We start from the raw sequence: 17,758 nt of genomic DNA on the forward strand, positions 1-17,758 counted from the left end.
AACAAACAGTAATAGACTGTTATTTATACTCCTCCCAAGACTTGATAGCCAAATCATCCGGTGTCATCGTACAGAACGCATTGATAAAGGCGCTTGCCAGACGTGCGTTCGTAATCAGCGGAATATTGAGGTCGATAGCGGCACGGCGTATCTTGTAGCCGTTGTCCAACTCGCCTGCGGTGAGGTTCTTTGGAATATTCACCACCATATCAATTTCTTTCTTGTGCAGCATTTCGAGTGCCTGCGGCTGCATATCGGGTTCGCTCGGCCAATAGACGCGGGTATTCTCCACACCATTCTCCGTAAGAAACTTGCTTGAACCACCGGTGGCAAACAGTTTATATCCTTTCTTCTGAAGCATACGGGCTGCGGAAAGCATATCCACCTTCTGTTTCGGAGTACCGGTAGAGAGCAGGATGTTCTTTTGCGGAATACGATAACCGACAGAGAGCATCGCCTTGAGAATGGCACAGGAAGTGTCACTGCCTATACACCCCACTTCGCCCGTAGACGCCATATCCACACCCAGTACAGGGTCTGCCTTTTGCAGGCGGTTGAAGGAGAACTGAGAAGCCTTGATTCCTACGTAATCGAGGTCGAAGAGGTTCTTGTCCGGCTTCTGTACAGGAATGCCGAGCATCACTTTCGTAGCCAGTTCGATAAAGTTGATTTTAAGTACCTTGCTTACGAACGGGAACGAACGGCTGGCACGCAGGTTACATTCAATCACCTTGATGTCGTTGTCCTTGGCGAGATACTGAATATTGAACGGACCGGAGATATTCAGTTCCCGGGCAATCTCCCGACTGATACGCTTGATGCGACGTACCGTCTCCACATAAAGCTTCTGCGGCGGAAACTGGATAGTGGCATCGCCGGAATGTACGCCGGCAAACTCTATATGCTCGCTGATAGCATACGCGATGATTTCCCCATTCTGCGCTACGGCATCCATTTCCACTTCCTTGGCATGCTCTATGAACTGGCTCACGACTACCGGATGCTTCTTCGATACGTTTGCCGCCAACTGCAAGAAGCGTTCCAGCTCTTCCTGATTGGAGCAAACGTTCATTGCCGCACCGGATAGCACGTAACTGGGACGAACCAGTACCGGGAATCCCACCTTGTCGACAAAAGCGTTGATGTCTTCCAGTGAAGTAAGCGCCCGCCATTCGGGCTGGTCTACACCGATACGGTCCAGCATGGCGGAGAACTTGTCCCGGTCTTCGGCGTTGTCAATGCTCTTGGCGCTTGTGCCGAGGATGGGCACATTCTGCGCATCAAGACGCATGGCAAGGTTGTTTGGTATCTGGCCGCCCGTAGAAACGATTACCCCATGCGGATTTTCCAGCTCGAGGATGTCCATGACACGCTCGAAGGTGAGTTCGTCGAAATAGAGGCGGTCGCACATATCGTAGTCCGTGGATACGGTTTCGGGATTGTAATTAATCATCACGCTGCGATAGCCCTCCTTGCGGATAGTGTTCAATGCCTGTACACCGCACCAGTCGAACTCTACCGAGGAGCCGATGCGATACGCGCCCGAACCGAGTACAACGATAGACTTACGGTCGCCCAGGTAATGCACATCATTGGCAATGCCGCTATACGTCAAATACAGATAGTTGGTCTGCGCGGGATATTCGGCGGCAAGGGTATCTATTTGTTTCACTACGGGCAGAATACCCATGCTCTTGCGCAACGCACGTATGGCAAGTATGCCGTCCTCGCTATCCATATAGCGTTCCAAACCGAGAGCGCGGGCTATCTGCAAATCGGAGAAGCCCTGTATCTTGGCCTTGCGCAACAGCTCCCGAGCTGTTTTGTCATTCCGGACGGAGTGAAGAAACTGCTCCTTTGAAAGCGCAAGGGGCAGAGAGTCGCCGCTGCGCTCCGAATGACAGGCGGCTGTTGAATGGCAGACAGTTTTTGAATGGCAGACAGCTTCCGAATACTCGTGCAGTTCCTTGCTGGTGTTCATTATATTCATCAGCTTCTCCAAGAACCAGCGGTCTATCTTTGTCAGTCCATGTACCTGTTCTACGGTATATCCGGCACGAAAAGCCTTGGAGATGACAAAGATACGCTTGTCCGTAGGCTCGCGGAGCGCTTTATCGATATCGGGGATAACCAGCTCCTTGTTCTCCACAAAGCCATGCATCCCCTGTCCTATCATGCGCAACCCCTTCTGAATAGCTTCTTCAAAAGTGCGTCCGATAGCCATGACCTCGCCGACAGACTTCATGCTTGAACCCAGTTCCTTATCTACGCCATGAAACTTGCCCAAATCCCAACGGGGAATCTTACAAACCACATAGTCCAGCGCCGGCTCAAAGAATGCGCTGGTAGTCTTGGTAACGGAATTCTTCAGGTCGAAAAGCCCGTAGCCCAATCCGAGTTTGGCGGCTACGAAAGCGAGCGGATAACCCGTTGCCTTAGAGGCAAGTGCAGACGAACGGCTCAAGCGGGCATTTACCTCTATTACACGGTAGTCTTCGCTTTCCGGGTCGTAGGCATACTGTACATTGCACTCGCCCACAATACCGATATGGCGGATGATGCGGATAGCCAGTTCACGCAGTTTGTGATAATCCGTATTGCTTAATGTCTGCGACGGAGCAATCACGATAGATTCCCCTGTGTGGATGCCCAGCGGGTCGAAGTTCTCCATATTGCAGACCGTTATGCAGTTGTCGAAACGGTCGCGTACCACCTCATACTCTACTTCTTTCCAGCCGCGCAAGGACTTCTCCACCAATACTTGCGGGGAGAAGGAGAAAGCCTTTTCCACCAGCACATTCAATTCTTCCTCATTGTCGCAGAAGCCCGACCCCAGTCCGCCCAGCGCATAGGCTGCACGCACTATCACCGGATAACCCAGTTCCGCAGCGGCGCGACGGGCATCTTCGGCATTCTCCACAGCCTCGCTCTGAATGGTCTTTACATTAATTTCATCCAGTTTCCGGACGAATATCTCACGGTCTTCCGTATCTATGACAGCCTGCACGGGAGTACCGAGCACCTTTACACCGTATTGCTCAAAAACACCCTTCTTGTAAAGCTCCACGCCGCAGTTCAACGCCGTCTGTCCGCCAAAAGCGAGCATAACGCCGTCGGGGCGTTCTTTCTCGATAACTTTCTCCACGAAATAAGGGGTAACGGGCAGGAAGTAAATCTGGTCGGCCACACCTTCAGAGGTCTGCACCGTAGCGATGTTCGGGTTGATAAGTACGGTATGGATACCTTCTTCTTTCAATGCCTTGAGCGCCTGCGAGCCGGAATAGTCAAACTCTCCCGCCTCACCGATTTTCAGTGCGCCGGAACCAAGCAACAGGACTTTCTTTATATTGTTTTCTTTCATTTGTCTAAATTTAATTATACCAACAATCGGTTTTCACAGGCATCCGAATCTTTTTTGATGTACATCAAACGAAGTTTTGACGTATATCAAACCACATTTCGATACCTGTCAAACCCTTATAGCAACTTCACGAACTCATCGAACAGGAACTCCGTATCCGTCGGTCCGCTGGCAGCTTCGGGATGAAACTGCGCGGAGAACCAGGGATTGCGCTTATGGCGAATACCCTCGTTGGAGCCGTCATTCATATTGATGAAAAGCGGTTCCCAGTCTTCACCCAACGTATTGTTGTCCACCGCATAACCATGATTCTGCGAGGTGATGAAGCAGCGTTCCGTACCCACCATGCGCACCGGCTGATTATGACTGCGATGTCCGTATTTCAGCTTGTATATCTTGGCTCCTCCGGCTTTGGAGAGCAATTGGTTGCCCATACAGATACCGAAGATAGGCAGCTTTTCGTTCTGCATCGCCTTGCGGATATTCTGTACGGCGGCATCACAGGTGTCGGGATCGCCGGGTCCATTGGAGATGAACAGGCCATCGAACTCCAGCCCGTTGAAATCGTAATTCCAAGGAACGCGAATGACCTCCACATCCCGTTTCAGCAGACAACGGATAATGTTGGTCTTGACACCGCAGTCCACAAGAACAACCTTTTTGAATGAAGAATGAGGAATGAGGAATGAAGAATGGGCTGCGCTACGGGTGGAAGTGCCGTCGGGCAGGTAATGGATGATTTCCTTGCAGCTCACGCGGTCCACGTAGTTCACACCCTCGTACACCGCTGCCGGCAATTCTTCATCCTTCCGCCCTGATTCTTCATTTTTCATTCTTAATTCTTCATTCCTCCCCCCCGATTCTTCATTAAACTCTATTCTCCCCATCATCACGCCGTGCTCGCGCAGTACTTTAGTCAATTCGCGGGTATCGATGCCTGTAATGCCCGGTACTTGCTCACGCTTCAGCCAGTCGCCGAGGCTTTCCACGGCATTCCAATGGCTGTAATTTTCGGAATAGTCACTTACGATAACGGCTTCGGCATGGATGTGTTCACTCTCCATGAATGTAGGCAGCCCGTTTGGCTCGATGGTGAAAGGCGGTACACCGTAGTTGCCCGCCAACGGATAAGTGAGCGTCATCAACTGGCCGGCGTACGAAGGGTCGGTCAGGCTTTCGGGATAACCCGACATGGCCGTATTGAAAACCACCTCTCCCGCTACCGGCTTTTCATAGCCAAACGACTTACCGCAGAAGCGGCTCCCGTCGTCAAGGATTAAAGTTACATTTCTCATATTCAGAATTGATATACTTGTTCTATGTAATTAATAAATGCCGCGTTCAGCAACTTCACACCGCCCGGCGTGGGATAGTCACCGCTGAAGTACCAGTCGCCCCGGTGCCGCAGACAAGCTTCATGCAGGCCTTCAAGAGGCTGATATACAATCTGCACTTTGGCCTTCGTGCCTTTCGGGGTCAGGATTTCCACCATCTTGGCGGAAATCTCTTCATCGGTAAAGGGAGCATAGATTTCCTTTACGTAGTTCACCATCTGCTCCTTGGGCAGCCCCGCTTGCTCCTTGGATTTGCGGTAGGCGGATTCGATGACATCGCGCATCTCACGCTCTTTCAGCAGCTCGATAGCGGCTTTGAAAGCAATGAATTCGCTCATCTTCGCCATGTCGATACCGTAATAGTCGGGATAGCGCACTTGCGGCGAGGAACTTACGATTACAATCTTCTTCGGATTGAGGCGGTCGAGGATGCCGATTATGCTTTGTTTCAAGGTAGTGCCGCGCACAATGCTGTCGTCTATGATAACCAGATTGTCCACACCGGGCACAAGGCTGCCGTAAGTGATGTCGTACACATGAGCGGCAAGGTCATTACGGCTGTTGCCCTCGGCGATGAAAGTACGCAGCTTGATGTCTTTGACGGCTACCTTTTCGCTTCGTATGCGACGGGACAGGATACGCTCCAACTCATCGTGGCTGGGATTATGTCCCAAAGCGGCAATCTGCCGGACTTTCTCCTCGTTGAGGTAGTCGTCCAGTCCCTGCAACATTCCGTAGAAGGCCACTTCCGCCGTATTCGGTATGAAGGAAAAGACGGTATGGTCTATATCCTTGTCAATGGCTTTCAGGATGTTAGGCACCAACTTCTCACCCAACAGTTTACGTTCCTTATAGATGTCCACGTCACTGCCGCGACTGAAATAGATACGCTCGAAGGAACAAGGTTTCACCTCACGCGGCTTATTGATTTGCACCGTACGGAGCTTACCGGCTTTGTTGATAAGGACGGCTTGTCCCGGTTGCAGCTCCTTGATGCTGTCAGCGGAAACGTTGAGCACGGTCTGTATCACAGGACGTTCGCTAGCGAGCACGGCTATTTCATCATCCTGATACCAGAATGCAGGGCGGATGCCCCAGGGGTCCCGGACGGCGAATGTCTCACCGCTCCCGGTAAGCCCGCACATCACATAGCCTCCGTCCCACTCTTTACTCGAGGTGCGCAACACGTTGGCAAGGTCTATATGGTCTTCGATATAATGCGTGACGCCCATACCCGTCAGCCCTTCGGCTTCGGCAAGGTTGAAGAGGCGTTCCACTTCGCGGTCGAGCCGGTGCCCCACCTGTTCCAGCATGATATACGTATCGGCATACTTGCGAGGATGCTGGCCGATAGCGGTGATGCGTGCAAAGATTTCATCCACGTTCGTCATGTTGAAGTTGCCGCACAGGGCAAGGTTCTTGGCACGCCAGTTGTTTCTCCTGAGAAACGGATGCACGTACGAGATGCCCGACTTCCCCGTGGTGGAATAACGCAGATGTCCCATATACACTTCTCCCGCGAAAGGAAGCACACGCTTTGCATAACCGGCGTCGTGCAATTGTTCTTTCGTCAGGTCTTTAAAGTTGCTCTGCACCGTATCGAATATCTCGGTAATAGCTCCCGAACCGAGCGCCCGTTCGCGGAACATATATTCCTCGCCGGGGTTCGCTTCCAATTTCACGCAAGCCAGTCCGGCTCCTTCCTGCCCCCGGTTGTGCTGTTTCTCCATGAGAAGGTAAAGCTTGTTCAGCCCGTACATCCATGTACCGTACTTTTCTTCGTAATACTCCAGCGGTTTCAGCAGGCGTATCATGGCAACGCCACATTCATGCTTCAGTTGTTCCATTTATATATTTACTAATGAGTAATTACTTCTTTTAAAAACGCGTTATTTATATTCTGAAAACATATCATCTGTCAAGGGCAAACGCATTCTCTGTTTTACCCATACACATCATCCGCTTCCGATCATTCCACCGTTACCGACTTGGCAAGATTACGCGGTCGGTCTACATCCATGCCTTTACATACGGCTATGTGATAAGCGAGCAGTTGCAAGGGAACCGTAGTTATTAACGGACCAAGACATTCCATTGTTTCGGGAAGTTCGATACAAATGTCAGCGATTTTACCGATAACCGTATCTCCCTTGGTAACAATCGCTATCACCCTACCTTTGCGCGCTTTAATTTCCTGTATATTGCTCAGTACTTTTTCGTACAATCCGTTCTGTGTGGCAATGACCACCACCGGCATTTCCGCATCTATCAAGGCAATAGGCCCATGCTTCATTTCGGCGGCCGGATAGCCTTCCGCATGGATGTACGAGATTTCTTTCAGCTTCAAAGCGCCTTCCAACGCTACGGGATAACTGTAACCGCGTCCCAGATAGATAAAATTGTGTACGTAAGTGAAGATTTTGGAAAGCTCCGCTATACGGTCGTTCAGCTTCAGCACCTCTTTCATCTTTCCGGGAATCTGTCCGAGTTCCCTCACTATGGCGAGGTATTGCGTTTCATCAATCGTACGCTTCTCCCGTGCAAGAGTCAATGCCAACATGGTGAGCACAGTTACCTGACCTGTAAAGGCTTTGGTGGACGCCACACCTATTTCCGGCCCTACATGAATGTAAGACCCCGTATTCGTAGCGCGCGGAATACTCGAACCGATAGCATTACAGATGCCATATATAAATGCACCACGGCTTTTGGCAAGTTCTATGGCAGCCAGCGTATCGGCTGTCTCCCCGCTTTGCGAAATGGCAATCACCACATCACTACTGTCAATCACCGGGTCCCGGTAACGAAATTCCGAAGCATACTCCACTTCCACCGGAATGCGGCAGAAACTCTCTATCAGATGTTTGCCTATAAGCGCAGCGTGCCACGACGTGCCGCAAGCCACAATTACAAAACGTTTGGCAGCAAGCAGACGTTCCTTATAATCTATAATGGCGGAAAGCACCACGTTAGTACCCTCCAGATTAATGCGTCCGCGCATACAGTCGTGAATACAATCGGGTTGCTCAAAAATCTCCTTCAACATGAAATGCGGATAACCGCCCTTCTCCAACTGACCGAGATTGAGCGCCACCGTCTTTACCTCGTGCGGGCACTCCACATTCTTGAGATTCACCACTTTCAGTTTCTCCCCACAACGAATAACGGCTATCTCCTCATCTTCCAGATAGACCACCTTGTCCGTATATTCCACAATCGGAGTGGCATCGGATGCCAAGAAGAATTCATCCTGCCCGATACCCACCACCAACGGACTGCTTTTGCGCGCAGCAATAATCTCATCAGGATTCTCCCTGTCGAGCACGGCAATGGCATATGCACCGATAACCTCCTGCAAAGCCAGTTGCACGGCAGTCAGTAAATCGATGCGGTTTATAACCTGAATGTATTCTATGAGTTGTATCAGTACCTCGGTGTCGGTACTACTTTTAAAAGTATAGCCTTTGGCTTGGAGTTTGTCTTTAAGGGCGGCGTAATTTTCAATGATACCGTTGTGAATAAGAGCGAATCTTTCGGAAGAGGAATAATGAGGATGAGCGTTAACGGAACAAGGTTCTCCATGTGTAGCCCAGCGGGTATGTGCAATACCTATACTACCGGAAATATCTTTTTGAGTAACGAAAGTTTCTAAATCCGAAACCTTTCCTTTCGTCTTATACACGTTCAGTTGTCGGTCATCACTGATTAATGCTACCCCTGCACTATCGTATCCGCGGTACTCCAACCGCTTCAAACCTTTGATAAGAATGGGGTAGGCTTTTCTTTGACCTATATAGCCTACTATTCCACACATAATATATCAGTATTTGATTTGCGCTGCAAAGATATATATTCTTTAGAACATAAAGTTAACCTTTTCACTATTTATTTATCAAAAGAGTAGAAAAAAGTTATTTTATTATCAAAAAGACAAGGAAAATAATATTTTAAAAGCAAAAGGTCGAATTTATAATCTTAAAGCAAACAGACGAAATCTGATTTAAGATTAGAAGAAAACAAAGGGTATTTTTTATCAGATTATAACTTCATCCCCCGGTGTAAGTATTTAACAAGGCACAAATCGAGGAATATTGTTATCAATTTGAAACTAAATATTTATATTTGCCAAACATTTTGATACAACAAATAGATATTACATAAATTAGAGTAAACCAAAAATGGAAAACAAAGAGCTTTTTAACAACAAAACAAAGAAACAACCCGCACAACGACAGCCCATGCAGTTGGGCCTGTACGATGTCACCAATGAACACGACGCTTGCGGTGTGGGAATGTTAGTGAACATTCACGGCAGCAAATCACATGAATTGGTTGAATCCGCATTGAAAGTATTGGAGAATATGCGTCATCGCGGAGCGGAAGGTGCCGACAACAAGACCGGAGACGGCGCCGGCATCATGTTGCAAATACCGCACGAATTCATCCTGCTGCAAGGCATCCCCGTTCCCGAAAAAGGGAAATACGGAACAGGACTACTTTTTCTTCCGAAAGATGAAAAAGACCGGGCAGCCATCCTGAGTATCATCATTGAAGAAATAGAGAAAGAAGGATTGACGCTGATGCACCTGCGCAATGTGCCTACCTGCCCCGAAATACTGGGTGAGGCCGCACTTGCCAACAAACCCGACATCAAACAAATCTTCATCACCGGATTTACGGACAGTGAAACCGCCGACCGCCGTCTCTATATAATAAGGAAAAGAATAGAAAACAAAGTACGCAGGTCGGATATAGCCGCACGAGAGGATTTCTATATCGTGTCGCTGTCTACGAAGAACATCATCTATAAAGGTATGCTCTCTTCCCTACAGCTACGTAACTACTTCCCCGACCTGACAAACAACTACTTCACCAGCGGACTGGCTCTGGTGCACTCCCGTTTCAGCACCAACACCTTCCCTACATGGGGACTGGCACAGCCGTTCCGTCTCTTGGCGCACAACGGTGAAATCAATACCATACGCGGTAACCGCGGCTGGATGGAAGCGCGTGAAAGCGTCCTGTCCTCTCCCGCCCTTGGCGACATCAAAGAACTGCGTCCCATCATCCAGCCGAACATGAGCGACAGCGCCTCGCTGGACAACGTACTGGAGTTCCTTGTCATGTCCGGCCTCAGCCTACCGCATGCCATGGCAATGCTCATACCGGAATCCTTCAACGAAAAGAACCCCATCAGCGAAGACCTCAAGGCCTTCTACGAATACCACTCTATCCTCATGGAACCTTGGGACGGACCTGCCGCACTACTCTTCAGCGACGGACGCTATGCGGGTGGTATGTTGGACCGCAACGGTCTGCGTCCCGCACGCTACCTTATTACGCACAACGACATCATGGTAGTGGCAAGTGAAGTCGGCGTAATGGATTTCGAACCGAGCGACATCAAAGAGAAAGGTCGTCTGCAACCCGGCAAGATACTTTTGATAGATACCAAAAAAGGCGAGATTTACTACGACGGCGAACTGAAAAAGCAACTTGCCGAAGCCAAGCCCTACCGCACTTGGCTCGCCAGCAACCGCATCGAACTGAACGAACTGAAAAGCGGGCGCAAAGTGCCCCACAACGTGGACAACTATAACAGTATGCTACGTACGTTCGGCTTCTCCAAAGAAGATGTCGAGAAAATCATCCTACCCATGGCATCCAACGGCGCCGAGCCTGTCAGCGCAATGGGTAACGACACCCCGCTTGCCGTACTTTCCGACAAGCCGCAGCTACTATACAATTACTTCCGCCAACAGTTTGCGCAAGTCACCAATCCGCCTATCGACCCTATCCGCGAAGAGTTGGTAATGTCTCTCACCGAGTACATCGGCGCAGTGGGCATGAACATACTGACACCCAACGAAAGCCATTGCAAAATGGTACGGCTGAACCACCCCATCCTGACGAATGCGCAATTGGATATTCTCTGCAACATCCGCTATAAAGGCTTCAAGACTGTAAAGCTGCCGATACTGTTTGAAGTCTCCAAAGGACGTGCAGGACTGCAGGAAGCGCTTGACCGCCTGTGCAAGGAAGCCGAAGAGTCCGTCACCGAAGGCGTGAACTACATTGTACTGACCGACCGCAACGTAGATACCGTCCATGCCGCCATCCCCTCATTGCTTGCCGTATCGGCAGTGCACCACCACCTCATTTCGGTAGGAAAGCGCGTACAGACCGCATTGGTAGTGGAAAGCGGCGAGATACGCGAAGTGATGCACGCCGCACTGCTCCTTGGGTTCGGTGCAAGCGCACTGAACCCCTATATGGCATTTGCCGTACTGAACGAACTCGTTGCCAAGAAAGAGGTACAGTTGGACTATGCCACCGCAGAGAAGAATTACATCAAAGCCATTTGCAAAGGCCTGTTCAAGATTATGAGCAAAATGGGTATCAGCACCATCCGCTCCTACCGGGGCGCAAAGATATTCGAGGCTGTCGGGCTGAGCGAAGAATTGAGCAACGCTTACTTCGGCGGATTAAAATCGGCTATCGGCGGCATCCGTTTGGATGAGGTGGCACGTGACGCCATCACTTTTCACGACGAAGGAGAAGCGATGAAAAAGGAAGAAACGCGCATGAAGAATGATGGTGGTGAAGCTCCCCTATTGCCGAACAAAGGACTGTACGCATACCGTAAGGACGGAGAAAAGCACGCTTGGAACCCGGAGACTATCAGTACCCTGCAAATAGCCACCCGTCTGGGCAGTTACAAGAAATTCAAAGAGTTTACCCGCTTGGTCGATGAGAAAGAAAAGCCTATCTTCCTGCGCGACTTTCTCGACTTCCGTCACAACCCCATTTCCATAGACAGGGTGGAACCGGTGGAAAGCATTCTGAAACGTTTCGTTACGGGCGCCATGTCTTTCGGAGCCATCAGTCAGGAAGCGCATGAGGCAATGGCGGTTGCCATGAACAAACTGCACGGGCGAAGCAATACGGGTGAAGGCGGTGAAGATGCCGCACGCTTCGGAACGGAAATGCGCAGTGCCATCAAACAGGTAGCATCCGGACGTTTCGGGGTCACTACGGAATATCTGGTGAATGCCGACGAAATACAGATAAAAGTGGCACAAGGCGCCAAGCCGGGTGAAGGCGGCCAGTTGCCGGGATTCAAAGTAGACCAAGTGATTGCCCGCACGCGCCACTCCATTCCAGGTATTTCATTGATTTCTCCCCCGCCCCATCACGACATCTATTCCATCGAAGATCTGGCACAGCTTATCTTCGACTTGAAGAACGTCAATCCGAAAGCCAAAATCAGCGTGAAGCTGGTAGCCGAAAGCGGTGTGGGAACTATCGCCGCAGGTGTGGCGAAAGCCAAAGCCGACCTCATCGTCATCTCCGGCGCCGAAGGCGGTACAGGCGCATCACCCGCAAGTTCCATCCGATATGCCGGCATCTCGCCCGAACTCGGACTGAGTGAGACGCAACAGACACTGGTACTGAACGGGCTGCGCGGACAAGTGCTGCTGCAAGTGGACGGACAACTGAAAACCGGACGCGACGTAGTACTCATGGCCATGCTCGGTGCGGAAGAATACGGTTTCGCCACCGCTGCCCTCATCGTATTGGGATGCGTGATGATGCGCAAGTGTAACCAAAACACATGTCCCGTAGGTGTAGCCACCCAGAACCCGGAACTGCGCAAACGTTTCATCGGCCGTAGCGAATACCTTGTGAACTACTTTACCTTCCTTGCCCGCGAAGTACGCGAGTATCTGGCAGAGATTGGAGTGGAAAAACTGGATGATATCATCGGGCGTACCGACCTCATCATCCGCAGACCGGATGACGGCATCAAGAAACATCAACTCATCAACTTCGACAAAGTACTGGCGCGTGTGGACAACGGAGCCGCCATCCGCCACATCATAAACCAACAACACGGCATCGACCGCGTAAAAGACGTGGAAATGCTGAATGCCGCCGCCAATGCCGTAGACGAACAGAAAGAAGTTTCTCTCGAATATACCATCGCCAACACCGACCGCGCCTGCGGTGCGATGCTCTCCGGCGCTATCGCCGCCAAGTACGGCGCAAAAGGCCTGCCCGAACATACACTGAACGTCAAGTTCAAAGGCTCGGCCGGACAGAGTTTCGGAGCATTCCTCGTACCGGGTATCAACTTCAAGCTGGAAGGTGAGGCCAATGACTATCTGGGCAAAGGGCTGAGTGGCGGACGTATCGCCGTACTACCCCCTGTACGCAGCAACTTCGAGGCCGAGAAGAACACAATTGCCGGAAACACCCTTCTGTATGGTGCAACCAGCGGCGAAGTATATATCAACGGTCGCGTAGGCGAACGCTTTGCCGTCCGCAACTCCGGTGCAATAGCCGTTGTAGAGGGTGTGGGTGACCATTGCTGCGAATACATGACCGGCGGACGTGTAGTGGTGCTCGGACAGACGGGACGTAACTTTGCCGCAGGTATGTCCGGTGGTGTGGCCTACGTCTGGAACAAAGACGGAAACTTCGACTATTTCTGTAACATGGAAATGGTGGAACTAAGCCTCATTGAAGAAACCTCATACCGCAAGGAGTTGCACGAACTCATCCGCCAGCATTATCTCTACACCGGTTCCAAACTGGCGCGCATCCTACTCGATGACTGGACGCACTACGTAGACGAGTTTATTCAAGTAGTCCCTATCGAGTACAAGAAAGTGCTGCAAGAAGAACAGATGAAGAAGCTGCAACAGAAGATTGCGGATATGCAAAGAGACTATTAAATTAAAAATTGAGAATTGAGAATTAAAAAATACAGAATAGTGCGTACTTACAAATTCCACGTTCTTTTTAATTTTCGATTCTCTGAGTATTATTTCTTAATTTTCAATTTTTAATTCTCAATTTATCAATCATGGGCGATTCAAAAGCATTCTTAAATATCCCCCGCCAAGAAGCGGGCTACCGTCCGATACACGAACGTATCACAGATTTCAGCCAGGTGGAACAGACGCTGAACAGTCACGACCGCAAGCTCCAAGCCTCACGCTGTATGGAGTGCGGTGTACCTTTTTGCCATTGGGCATGTCCGTTGGGCAACAAGCAACCGGAGTTTCAAGACGCACTCTGCAAAGGAAAATGGCGCGAAGCCTATCAAGTACTGAACGAGACGAATGATTTCCCCGAATTTACGGGACGTATCTGCCCCGCACTTTGTGAGAAGTCATGTGTGCTGAAACTCTCCTGCGATGCTCCCGTAACCATCCGCGAGAATGAGGCAGCCATTGCCGAAGCCGCTTTTCGTGAAGGATATATCGTGCCTGTCCGCCCCGAACGCAATGGCTGGAAAATAGCTGTCATCGGTGCAGGGCCTGCCGGGCTGAGCGTTGCCGCACGGCTGAATGCCTGTGGCTACGAAGTCACGATATTCGATTCCAAACCGATGCCGGGCGGACTGCTTCGCTACGGTATTCCCAACTTCAAACTACCCAAAGAAGTGATAGACCGTCGCATGGATGTACTGAAAGCCGAAGGTATCCGGTTTGAAATGGGTGTCTGCATCGATATGCAGAAGCTACCCGCAGGTTTCGATGCTTACGCCGTCTGCACAGGTACTCCCACTGCCCGCGACCTTACCATCCCCGGCCGTGAACTGAAAGGTATCTACTTTGCCCTCGATATGCTGGCTCAACAGAACCGTATCCTCGACGGAGAGACATTCCCGAAAGAGCAGCTTGTCAATGCCCGTGGCAAACGGGTGCTTGTCATTGGCGGTGGCGACACAGGCTCGGACTGCATCGGCACGAGCATCCGCCAAGGAGCTACGAACGTGACACAAATAGAAATCATGCCACAACCACCCGTAGGCCACAATGACGCTACGCCCTGGCCGCAATGGCCCGTTGTCCTGAAAACCACTTCCAGTCACGAAGAAGGATGCACACGCCGCTGGTCACTGACATCCAACAGATTCATCGGCAAGAACGGAAAGGTTTGCGGCGTGGAAGTGGAAGAAGTGGAATGGCTTCCGGCAAAAGACGGTGGCCGCCCCACCATGAAACCTACGGGTAAGAAAGAAGTCATTGAAGCCGATATGGTGCTGTTGGCTATGGGCTTCCTCAAACCGGAACAGCCGACATTTGCAGAGAATGTATTCGTGGCGGGAGATGCCGCCAATGGTGCAAGTCTCGTAGTACGTGCACTGGCTGACGGTCGCAAAGTAGCCCAGCGGATTGACCAATACTTCAACCGGTAGTTTTGCGGCAACGAAAAAAGTTTCAAAGAGGGATACCAAGAGTTTCAACGCATGAAACTTTCTGTCCCCCGGTGTGAAACGACTCGTTTCAACGCTTGAAACAATCCGTTCCAACGGACGAAACTGCCAGTCTCACCCGATACAACTAACATCATCCCGATATCAACTTCTAAAACAACTACAACCATGTGTGGAATAGCAGGTATTTTCAACATAAAATCCCAGACTCCGGAACTCAGGAGTAAAGCTTTAAAAATGGCACAGAAAATCCGCCATCGCGGACCGGACTGGAGCGGTATTTATGTAGGCGGCTCCGCAATCCTTGCACACGAGCGGCTTTCTATCGTCGACCCTCAATCGGGTGGGCAACCTCTGTACTCGCCCGACCGCAAGCAAATCCTTGCCGTCAACGGTGAGATATACAACCACCGCGATATCCGTGCACATTACGCCGGAAAGTACACCTTTCAGACGGGTTCGGACTGCGAAGTCATCCTCGCCCTCTACAAAGACAAGGGCATCAATTTCCTCGAAGAACTGAACGGTATCTTCGCCTTTGCCCTCTACGATGAAGAGACGGACGATTACCTCATAGCCCGCGACCCCATCGGAGTGATACCTTTATATATAGGCCGCGACAAGGAAGGCCGCATCTACTTCGGCAGCGAACTGAAAGCTCTCGAAGGCTTCTGCGACGAGTACGAGCCTTTCCTGCCCGGACACTATTACCGGGGACGTGAGGGTAAAATGCACCGCTGGTACACTCGCGACTGGATGCAATACCCTGACGTAAAAGACAACTATCATACTGGTTACCCTGACGTCAATGCCACAACCTACCAAACTCAGGTCTCTGCCGTACATGATGCCCTCGAAGCCGCCGTACAGCGCCAACTGATGTCGGACGTACCTTACGGCGTGTTGTTGTCCGGCGGGCTGGACTCTTCCGTAATCTCGGCCATCGCCAAGAAATACGCCGGAAAACGTATTGAGACGGACAACAAAGCAGATGCGTGGTGGCCTCAACTCCACTCTTTTGCAGTAGGCTTGAAAGGCGCTCCCGACCTCATCAAAGCACGTGAAGTGGCGCAATACATCGGCACTATCCACCATGAAATAAACTACACCATTCAAGAAGGGCTGGACGCCATTCGCGATGTCATCTACTTCATCGAAACCTACGACGTAACCACTGTCCGCGCATCCACGCCCATGTACTTGCTGGCGCGTGTCATCAAGAGCATGGGCATCAAGATGGTACTTAGTGGTGAAGGTGCGGACGAAGTATTCGGCGGCTACCTCTACTTCCACAAAGCGCCCACACCACAAGCCTTCCATGAAGAAACAGTACGTAAACTCTCCAAACTGTACCTTTACGATTGCCTGCGCGCCAACAAGAGTCTTGCCGCTTGGGGCGTGGAAGGACGTGTCCCGTTTCTCGACAAAGAATTTCTGGATGTAGCCATGCGACTGAATCCTGCCACGAAGATGTGTCCCGGAAAAGAAATTGAAAAGAAAGTGGTTCGCGAAGCCTTTGCGGCTATGCTGCCCGAAAGCGTCGCATGGCGTCAGAAAGAACAATTTTCCGATGGTGTGGGTTACAGCTGGATTGATACGCTGAAAGCTGTCACTGCCGCTGCCGTCAGTGATGAACAGATGCTGAAAGCCTCCGAACGCTTCCCCGTAAACACACCGATGAACAAAGAGGAATACTACTACCGCACTATTTTCGAGGAGCACTTCCCCAGCGAGAGTGCCGCCCGCAGTGTACCCAGCGTACCGAGTGTAGCCTGTTCCACCGCCGAAGCATTGGCATGGGACGTCTCATTCCAAGGGAAAAACGACCCTAGCGGACGCGCCGTTGCCGGTGTGCACGAAGAAGCCTACAAGGACTGAACCTTAAAAAAAGTAACCACACGGCAAATGCAACGGATTTTTAATATACTTTCTGTTTCATATTCGTAAGCTTATGCTACCTTTGCGAAAGAACGATGAAAATAATTAATTCTAAAGCCCATGAAACTGAAAAGCCTTATTATCACTTCCGCCCTGTTACTTGCCGCTTGTGGCTATACACAGGCACAGTCCACCCAAGTCATTGCTCACCGCGGCTTCTGGAAAACAGACGGTTCGGCACAGAATTCCATTGCCGCACTGGTGAAAGCCGACTCCATAAATTGTTACGGTTCCGAGTTCGATGTATGGCTCACCGCCGACAACCAACTTGTAGTAAACCACGACAGCACTTTCAAGGGAGTGAATATGCAGAAATCCACCGCACAACAGTGTACCGCCGTCATACTGGACAACGGAGAGCAACTCCCCACCCTGCGGCAATACTTGGAAAAGGCCGGACAACTGAAAACGCGCCTTATTCTGGAACTGAAATCCCACAAGACACCCGAACGGGAAACACGTGCCGTAGAAAGTATCGTGAAGATGGTGAAAGACATGGGATTGGAGAACCGCACGGAATACATCGCTTTCTCGCGACACGCCACCAAAGAATTTATCCGTCTTACCCCCAAAGGAACTCCGGTATATTATCTGGAAGGCGACCTCTCTCCCAAAGAACTGAAAGAATGGGGATGCGCCGGACCCGACTATCACTTCAGCGTATTCAAAAGACATCCCGAATGGATTAAAGAGTCCCACGACTTGGGCATGAAAGTAAATGCTTGGACCGTAAACGATGCCAAAGACATGAAGTGGTTGATTGACCACGGTGTGGATTTCATCACTACCAACGTCCCCGTAGAACTGCAAGAAATATTACAGTAAAAGCATCAGCTTATAATACATTTAGAAAGTTATTATAGACAAGCTGCTTCATTCTGAAAACAATGAAGCAGC

The 17,758-nt window shown here is 50.6% G+C and carries 8 protein-coding genes; 4 read left to right on the forward strand and 4 right to left on the reverse strand.

The genetic code is table 11. The annotated features are described in order from the left end of the window. Positions 1-19: 19 nt before the first annotated feature. The 4 genes from carB to glmS form a co-directional block, all read right to left on the reverse strand. A complete protein-coding gene (gene carB / locus BUB52_RS09470) occupies positions 20-3,361 on the reverse strand; it encodes a carbamoyl-phosphate synthase large subunit (RefSeq protein WP_009123336.1) in 3,342 nt (1,113 codons plus the stop codon). 116 nt (positions 3,362-3,477) lie between these two features. After that, positions 3,478-4,656 carry a glutamine-hydrolyzing carbamoyl-phosphate synthase small subunit gene (carA, locus tag BUB52_RS09475; RefSeq protein ID WP_009123335.1) on the reverse strand — a complete coding sequence of 393 codons (1,179 nt, stop codon included), beginning with the start codon at positions 4,654-4,656 and terminating at the stop codon, positions 3,478-3,480. Positions 4,657-4,658: 2 nt separating this feature from the next. After that, positions 4,659-6,542, reverse strand: a complete 1,884-nt coding sequence (locus BUB52_RS09480; RefSeq protein WP_009123334.1) for an amidophosphoribosyltransferase — start codon at positions 6,540-6,542, stop codon at positions 4,659-4,661. Between the two features lie 122 nt (positions 6,543-6,664). Beyond that, the gene (glmS, locus tag BUB52_RS09485) at positions 6,665-8,509 is read right to left on the reverse strand and encodes a glutamine--fructose-6-phosphate transaminase (isomerizing) (protein WP_009123332.1); all 1,845 of its coding nucleotides are present in this window, start codon (positions 8,507-8,509) and stop codon (positions 6,665-6,667) included. A gap of 364 nt (positions 8,510-8,873) precedes the next feature. Here glmS and gltB point away from each other — a divergent pair, with 364 nt between their 5' ends. The 4 genes from gltB to BUB52_RS09505 all read left to right on the forward strand — a co-directional run bounded on the left by gltB (position 8,874) and on the right by BUB52_RS09505 (position 17,686). Continuing rightward, complete coding sequence (gene gltB, locus BUB52_RS09490) at positions 8,874-13,433, forward strand: glutamate synthase large subunit (protein WP_009123331.1); 4,560 nt, start codon at positions 8,874-8,876, stop codon at positions 13,431-13,433. A 131-nt stretch (positions 13,434-13,564) separates the two neighbouring features. Beyond that, a complete protein-coding gene (locus tag BUB52_RS09495; protein WP_009123330.1) occupies positions 13,565-14,905 on the forward strand; it encodes a glutamate synthase subunit beta in 1,341 nt (446 codons plus the stop codon). Between the two features lie 186 nt (positions 14,906-15,091). Beyond that, positions 15,092-16,801 carry an asparagine synthase B gene (gene asnB, locus BUB52_RS09500; protein WP_009123329.1) on the forward strand — a complete coding sequence of 570 codons (1,710 nt, stop codon included), beginning with the start codon at positions 15,092-15,094 and terminating at the stop codon, positions 16,799-16,801. A 120-nt stretch (positions 16,802-16,921) separates the two neighbouring features. Next, positions 16,922-17,686, forward strand: a complete 765-nt coding sequence (locus tag BUB52_RS09505; RefSeq protein ID WP_009123327.1) for a glycerophosphodiester phosphodiesterase family protein — start codon at positions 16,922-16,924, stop codon at positions 17,684-17,686. Positions 17,687-17,758 lie beyond the last annotated feature (72 nt).

Source organism: Bacteroides clarus YIT 12056 (assembly GCF_900129655.1).
Classification (GTDB): Bacteria; Bacteroidota; Bacteroidia; order Bacteroidales; family Bacteroidaceae; genus Bacteroides; species Bacteroides clarus.